The sequence below is a fragment of the Roseateles sp. genome (assembly GCF_052436255.1).
Taxonomy (GTDB): domain Bacteria; phylum Pseudomonadota; class Gammaproteobacteria; order Burkholderiales; family Burkholderiaceae_C; genus Pelomonas.
In genome coordinates this window covers 1-6,529 of sequence record NZ_JBQVNP010000206.1, presented here as the reverse complement: position 1 = coordinate 6,529, position 6,529 = coordinate 1, and the positions used below count along the sequence as shown (strand labels likewise).

At 65.2% G+C, this 6,529-nt stretch carries 7 protein-coding genes and 1 pseudogene; all 8 read right to left on the bottom strand.

Annotation, left to right across the window (positions count from 1 at the left end):
- Positions 1-1,127: phage portal protein (locus ACT6S0_RS25585; protein ID WP_444766554.1), on the bottom strand; the 1,127-nt coding region annotated here is incomplete at its 3' end.
- Positions 1,127-1,354, bottom strand: coding sequence for a hypothetical protein (locus ACT6S0_RS25580; protein WP_444766553.1), 228 nt, complete (start codon positions 1,352-1,354; stop codon positions 1,127-1,129). The genes ACT6S0_RS25585 and ACT6S0_RS25580, both read right to left, overlap by 1 nt.
- 204 nt (positions 1,355-1,558) lie before the next feature.
- Complete coding sequence (locus tag ACT6S0_RS25575) at positions 1,559-1,972, bottom strand: Mor transcription activator family protein (RefSeq protein ID WP_444766552.1); 414 nt, start codon at positions 1,970-1,972, stop codon at positions 1,559-1,561.
- A gap of 2 nt (positions 1,973-1,974) precedes the next feature.
- Positions 1,975-3,789 carry a terminase gpA endonuclease subunit gene (locus ACT6S0_RS25570; protein WP_444766551.1) on the bottom strand — a complete coding sequence of 605 codons (1,815 nt, stop codon included), beginning with the start codon at positions 3,787-3,789 and terminating at the stop codon, positions 1,975-1,977.
- A 147-nt stretch (positions 3,790-3,936) separates the two neighbouring features.
- Positions 3,937-4,524, bottom strand: coding sequence for a hypothetical protein (locus tag ACT6S0_RS25565; protein WP_444766550.1), 588 nt, complete (start codon positions 4,522-4,524; stop codon positions 3,937-3,939).
- 211 nt (positions 4,525-4,735) lie between these two features.
- Entirely contained in the window at positions 4,736-5,515 is a 780-nt protein-coding gene (locus ACT6S0_RS25560) for a hypothetical protein (protein WP_444766549.1), read from the bottom strand.
- Positions 5,505-5,762: a hypothetical protein gene (locus tag ACT6S0_RS25555; RefSeq protein ID WP_444766548.1), complete on the bottom strand. Its 258-nt coding sequence runs from the start codon at positions 5,760-5,762 to the stop codon at positions 5,505-5,507. Before ACT6S0_RS25555 ends, ACT6S0_RS25560 begins: the two co-directional genes overlap by 11 nt.
- 341 nt (positions 5,763-6,103) lie before the next feature.
- A pseudogene (locus ACT6S0_RS25550) lies at positions 6,104-6,529 on the bottom strand (DUF5906 domain-containing protein); the annotation flags it as partial.

Below are 6,529 nucleotides of genomic sequence, written 5' to 3'. Positions count from 1 at the left end.
TTGCTGAAATCCTTGAGCAGAAGCTCGTAAGGAATGTTCAGGCCCGCGGCGATGTGGCGCAGGCTCGCGAGCATGAAGGCCTCGAAGGCGGCATTGGGCCGCCCGGGCGTGAAGCTCGACACCTTGGCACCGACCGGAAGCGGGATGATGGCGGCGCCCTTGAGCTGGCGAATGTTGCGCGCCTGCTTCACCGACTCGGCCCATGCACCACGCGGGTCTTCTCCGAAGAGGTTGCCCGCGGACTCCTGATCGAGGTCCGATTCGAGAAATGCGGCAACGAGCGAATTCGCCAGACTGGCCTGCAGCTCATTCTTGGCGTACTTCCCGGCCATGTGGAACTCGGCCATCACCGCAGTGACGATGGGCTTCCCGCGGGACTGGCCCGTGCGCTCCTTGTCGTGCAGGTGCACGACCCGGCGACGCCCCCACGACGTGAACGCGGGGATCCTGTCCCAGACGTTGATGCCAGCGCCCCAGCCGAGGTAGCCGTAGCGCTCACCCGGGTGCTGCCGCATGACGTGATATGCCTCGGGGGCGCCGTATTGATCGAACTCGATGCCGCCGCGCATGTTGGGCGTGGCGAGCATGGTGGGCGGCGTGCTGAGGCGGTCAGCCTCGACCATCATCATCCGCGTGTTCCACTTCGATCCTGGCCGGGGCAACCACAGGGGCAGCGCCAGTGCATCGCCATTGACCATGGCGCCGCCGAGGGCCTGCACGGTCTGACCCAACAGGTTCAGGCTGCGCGCCGCATCGCACTCGGTGGTTTCAGCCCACGAGCGGAAATGCGCTTCGGTGTTGTTGCCCCACTCCCGCGCCTGCTCGCGCGACCAGCCAAGCAGCCGGTAGTCCGGCGTCGAGGACATACGCAACACGGCGCCCACGATGTTGTCGCGCAGCGTCTGCATGCCGCCCGACATGAGGCCGTTGTTGCGCGACATATCGCGCGAGCGGGCTGTTAGCGTGTCGAGCTCGGGCAGCAGGTCGGCATCGGCACTACCTGCGTAGGGATGCCAGTCGAACATGCTGAGGTCGTTGCCCGCGGCCTGATAGGCGGACACCGACGCGCCACCAGCCGAGCGCTGCGCCTGTTCGACACCGGAGCGGAAGCGCTTTCTCCGGTTCATCAGACGATGTAGATGGGCGCGCGCGAAGCAACGCCGTTGCGCCGGTCCAGCTCGACGTTGATTGCTTCCAGCTCACGGCGGATCTCGTCCGTGCGCTGGTTGAATTGAACGTTTCGGCCTTCGAAGCCGATGCTGGTGGGTTTGGTGAGCCGCTCTGTCAGCGAGCTGAGCAGCTTGTCGCGGTTGGCTTCAAGCTGTTCAACGGTGAGGTGACGGTAGATGCCCATACACCGATGACAACAGGTCATCGCGGACATTTCCGCTGGACAATGTCACAAAAACATGTCCCTCTTCATTTTCTGGATGCATGCGCCAGAACGGCGCATGCGAAGTGTGTGGCACCGGGCCTTGCACCCGGTCGGTTGATTGGCTGCCGTTTCGGGAGCCCGGCATTTCAGACGGGGCCAGTGACGCGCTGGCTCGATTTTCCCTCAGCGGTATGGCGGCTCTCGCCGTTGCTCCACGTCTCTTTCACCACCATCTCGATGAATAGTATCTAGTGAACTTGTGCGCGGCAACTGTCCGGTTGTGCTGCTTCGCACCACCCCTGCGCGCGGCTTCGCGAGGATCCGGCGAACGTGTCGCGGCGTCATGCCGAACTCGCGCGCCAGCTCGAAGAGATTGCTTCCATTGAAGCGCCGGGAAATCTCCTGATGCTCCGATACGCGCTTGCGCGAGGACTGCTTCGGCATGTAGATATGAGCGCCGTTCAGACGCAGCAGCAAGCGCTCGATCAGCGCGGCCGCCGCTTCCGCAGGAGCGGCCACACCGTAGCACTGCGCCATCGCGCGGGCCTCTTCTTCGATGATGTCGAGAGCTTCGTCAGATGGAAGGTGTGTTGCCATGTTCAGTCCAGGGCGATAGGGGAAAAGAGGTCGGCATCTGAGCGCCCCGGCTTGGAGGCCGCCTGTGGTTGCGCGTCTTCGACCTCCGCAGGTGACTCGTCGGGGGCCGCTTCGTCTTCAGCCTCGGCCTCCGCGTCAGGCTTTGCGCCATGCTTCAACGCATGCGCCCAACTCTGCCAGTCGGCGGCAGTCGCCCGATGCAGTCGCAGTTCGGGGTGATGCGCCGCCGCAAAGGCGTACACCCAGGTATCCAGCGGCTCATTGCGCGCGCCGCGGCGCTTGACATAGCGGCCGGTGCGCGGGTCGTAGGTTTCGCTCACCAGACCGGTGAAGAACTCGCGCTCGAGGTCTGCGCTGTAGTGGGTCTGCCGCTGCTCGGGCTCACGGTCCGCATCGACCGAGAGGCGACCGAACAACCAATTCTTGATGGCCACTGTGCCCACTTGATACAGCAGCACCCCGCGCCGGTCGGCCTTGTCGCGAGCGTTGCGGTCCTCGAGCTTTCCCTTGCCGATCACCGGCGCGTTGTTGTGCTTCGCGCCATACATCACCATCACGCGGCGCACGAGCCGCTTGCGCGCCCACGCCTTCACGGATTCGGTGCGGTGCCCCCGCATGTCGATGCCAATGGCCTCGGCTCGCAATGTGGCCCCGCTGGCGTGCATGATCGGCCGGTTCGCCAACTCTGTGAGTGCCGTCCAGACCGCATCCTCCGCGGGGTCGCCCGGGAGCTCGATGTAGTCGAGCACCCAGAAGGCCATGCCTTTGCCCCAGCCAATGACCTGGACTGCGAGACGGTTGTCCTGCGTGTCCACGCCGATGGTGATGCGCGACACGCCATGGGGCGCGGTGCGCAGCGGATAGGGCTCAGCCCGGTCCGCGATCGCGTTGTGCTTCACCGCGCGCATGGCCGGGTCTTCCCAGCCTTCGGCGCGGCGGTCGTTGGTGAAGGTCTTCAGGGCAGTGAGGTCGCTCTGGGCATCCACCCAGACCTGCGCCATTTCCATCCCGCGCGGGCCCAACGCGAAACGATCGTAGAGAAAGTTTGCCCGATAGCCGCGAATCGTTCGATGGGGATGCCGAGGCACCCAGCGGCCCGCGTCGACCATGCGGTCCTTGTGGTGCTCATCGATCTCCGCGCCGCAGTCCGGGCAGACCACCCACGCGCGCGTCACCTTGCCGTCCGGGCCGAGCGCCCAGTGGAAGCTCTCCCATGTGAGCGGGTGCATATGCCCACAGTGCGGGCACGGCACGTTGTAGAGGCGCTGGTCTGATTTCTCATACTTGGCCTCAAGTCGCGACAGCGCAAGTATCTCGGGCGTACCCACCGACGCGCGCTTCGACGTGGCCGGGAAGGCGCTGTTGCGCCCGTCGAGCATCGCGTCTGGATCGTCGCCTGTCGGCAGGCTTGTCGCCACGCTGTCGTATTCGTCGACCAACACCAGCTTGGCGGTGGTCGACTTCAGGCGCACGGCATTGCCGGCGTGTTCGATGTAGAGCTGCCCGCCCGAGAAGTCCTTGAATCCCCGCGTGTTGCTCGAATTGCGGGAGGCGGTCGAGGTGAGGGCTTCCGCGCAGGCTTGTGTCTCGTCCAGCAGCGGGTTCAGCTTCTGGTTGATGAACTTGTTCATCGACACTTCGCCAGGCAGCACGACCATGATCGGACACGGGTCCTCGCACATGGTGTACCCGATGATGTTGGTCTCGATCTCGCTCTTGCCGAACTGGATCGGGAACAGCGCCACGATCTCCCGCACCGGGCTGTTGGCGCTCATGCAGACCATCGGCTCCTGCAGCATCGGGTTGCGTGCGGTCACCCAGCGGCCAGGCTACGAGCTCGCGTTGCTACTGAGGTTGCGGTGCTCGTCTGCCCATTGCGACACCGTGTTCGGCCGCCGCGGCTGCACCGCCTTTGCAGCGGTTCGGAAAAGCTCCTTTGTTTCCATGCGCTCTCGTCTCGGCCCTTACTTGGCAGCTGCGGCGAGTTCGGTCGCCGCCGTCTCCAGCGCCGCGCGGATCTCCGTGTCCAGCATGGCGCGCACCTCGTGCTCCTGGACCTCGGCGGCCAGTGCCGGCGCGAGCCGATGGGCGATCCCCTCCAAGGCGCGTCGCAGCACCGTCATCGTCTCCGTCATCACCGCGCGGACCTCGGACGCGGGAAGAAGCTCGCGCACCTTCTCGCGGTACGACGCTTCCGCCTCGAGCGCTGCGAAGTGTTCCCGCTTCGCCTTGGACCCCTGGAAGTCGAACGAGGTAGGTCCCGGCCCGGCGGGCGCCTCATCTTCTGGTGGCTCAGGCTCACCGGCCTCGGGCTCCGGTGAGCGCGTGGTCTTTGTTTCACGTGCAACAGCATGGCGCGCAGCCACGCCCTGCCGGGCAGGGTCTTTCGTGGTCTCGATGCGGGCCATGCTTTCCGCCACCAGCACGCGCTTGCCATCCTCGGACATCACCAAACGGCCCTCTTTCTGCAACTGGTAGGCGTAGGTCCGGCCGAATCCCAGGTGCGCCGAGAACTCGGGCACGGTCATCAGGTTGTTCGCGGGCGTGCTCAAAACGGGATCTCCTCGTAGCCGAGTGCGCGTAGTCGGTGTGGTGCAAGGCTCGCCGGCACAGGCCTCCAAAACTCATAGCGATAAGGTCGAGCCCTACGGGTTCGCTTCGCTCGCCCCCTGGCTATCCATCTTTCAAACCTCGAATTGCGGGGCAACGGGCGACCCCGTTGAATCCGGAACTCGCGGTGCGGGACTTTGGCGCTGCGCATCGTCATTCCCCCGCCGCCTGACGAATCCGGAAGCGCAGCCGGCGCTGCAGATACTCGTCGGCCCCTGCCTTGTCGGCGATGGCCTCCATGCTCAAGCGCGAGCGATACGAGCCGGCCCGAACGAACATGAGCACCGGGCGCACGTCTGTACCGTGCGTGCCACTGGCCGCCCAAATGCCAGGCGCAAGGTGCGCCGTCGGGCCGCTGCGCAGTCGCCCATAGGCCACGAAGTAGCGGCGTCCGGCGTTCTTCGCAGTGCCACGATGCACGTTCGCGCGGCGACGCGCGGTCATGTTCGCGCGATAGCCCTGTTGGCCGAAAGCCTGGAAGTAGCTGATGAGCTGCACAAGGAACGAACCACGAAGGTTGCCGCGGCCGTCGTCACTGCCTGGGTAGGGTGTGCGCGGGATGGCAGTCTGGTAGCCGGCGGGCAGGATGCCGGCGCGACGCAGCGCGACCTCGCTGCGTTTGTCACGCCGGGTCCCACCGAACTCCTGGGCTTGAAGGATCTGCTGCGGGTCGATGCCCTTCCCCCCGTAGTAGGTTGGTTCGATCGCGACGCTCAGGCGCTCGGCCGTGGCTTGGCGAACGTAGACGCTGTTGGCGACATAGGGCGTAGGCCGGTCGAACACGGTGCGGATCTCGTTTCGCATGACGCGCCGGACCTGAAAGCCGGTGTCGTTCAGCGCCGCAGCGTAGGCGGCGCGCGCCTCCTTGCCGCTGAGGCGCACGAGCTGCTCGCGTACCGCGTCGATGCCTTCCAGCTTCAGATCAAGCCGCATGCACACCCCCGGTCACCACGGAGGCGTTTTCCGTGGCCACCGCGGCCACACCCTTGCTAACCCATTCCGGAGCGCCTGTCAGCGTCACCTGCATGCCACGCAGGCCCGGAAACAGGTCCACGGCGCGAAGGGTGCGCACCAGGGCCTTCAGCTCCGGCCAGTCGTTGACCATCGCCGCGAACTCCGCTGCGTTCGATTCGTCGCATCGGATAACCCGAGTGACCGCTACCACGGGCAGAACGTCCACGCCCATTGCCGACGCTGGGCGCGGCGTTTCAATTTTCGAACACTCATTCCATCTTCCTTTAGTGCGGTGTGTGGGGTGATGTGTGCGGGGTGCGAGCGCACGTAAGTGCCCGTCAGCATTGGCGTGTGCGGCATGTGCGGCATGTGCGGGGTGCAGGCGGGTGCGTGCATGCGCGCACATGCGCGCCTGCACGCACGTCCGCATACGCACGCATGCGCATGAGAAAGTGCGGATGACACCGCACACGCCGCACATCATTGATTTCATTGAAGTTTTGAGCGCACACGACGCCGCACCGGCGCCGCACATGCCGCACAAAGTTGGGTGAGCTGGGGCGCGCATCACTTCGGCTCCCCCGATCGATAGACCTTGAATGCATCGCGGAACACCCGGATGCGCTCACCGAGGAACGCTCCCTCGTGCTCGCCAGGTGGGCATTCCCAGCCGCCAGGCAGGTATGTGATGCCGTGCGGCCCCTTCGTGCCTGTGTCGAGGTCGTATCGCTTGCGCAGCGTCTCCGCGCCATGCTTGCGCATCAGAGCGTTGGCGAAGCGTGCTTGGTTGAGCGCGCGCTGCCCGACGCGGTGGCACCAGGCGCTATAGAGGTCGAACAGGTCCGTGCTGAGTGCCGGCGTGAGCAGTGCAGGCGCCTTGAGACCGGGGAAGCCCTCGATGTCGCCGTTCTCGAAGGCCTGCACGAAGCGGCTTGGACTGTCCTTACTCAGGTCGATCAGCTCTCGCTTCGCATCGGTCATCGGAGGCAGCGT

Excerpts from the sequence above, each read along its gene's own strand:
- ACT6S0_RS25580 (WP_444766553.1), bottom strand. The coding sequence starts at position 1,354 with ATGGGCATCTACCGTCACCTCACCGTTGAACAGCTTGAAGCCAACCGC.
- ACT6S0_RS25560 (WP_444766549.1), bottom strand. The coding sequence starts at position 5,515 with ATGCGGCTTGATCTGAAGCTGGAAGGCATCGACGCGGTACGCGAGCAG.
- ACT6S0_RS25575 (WP_444766552.1), bottom strand. The coding sequence starts at position 1,972 with ATGGCAACACACCTTCCATCTGACGAAGCTCTCGACATCATCGAAGAA.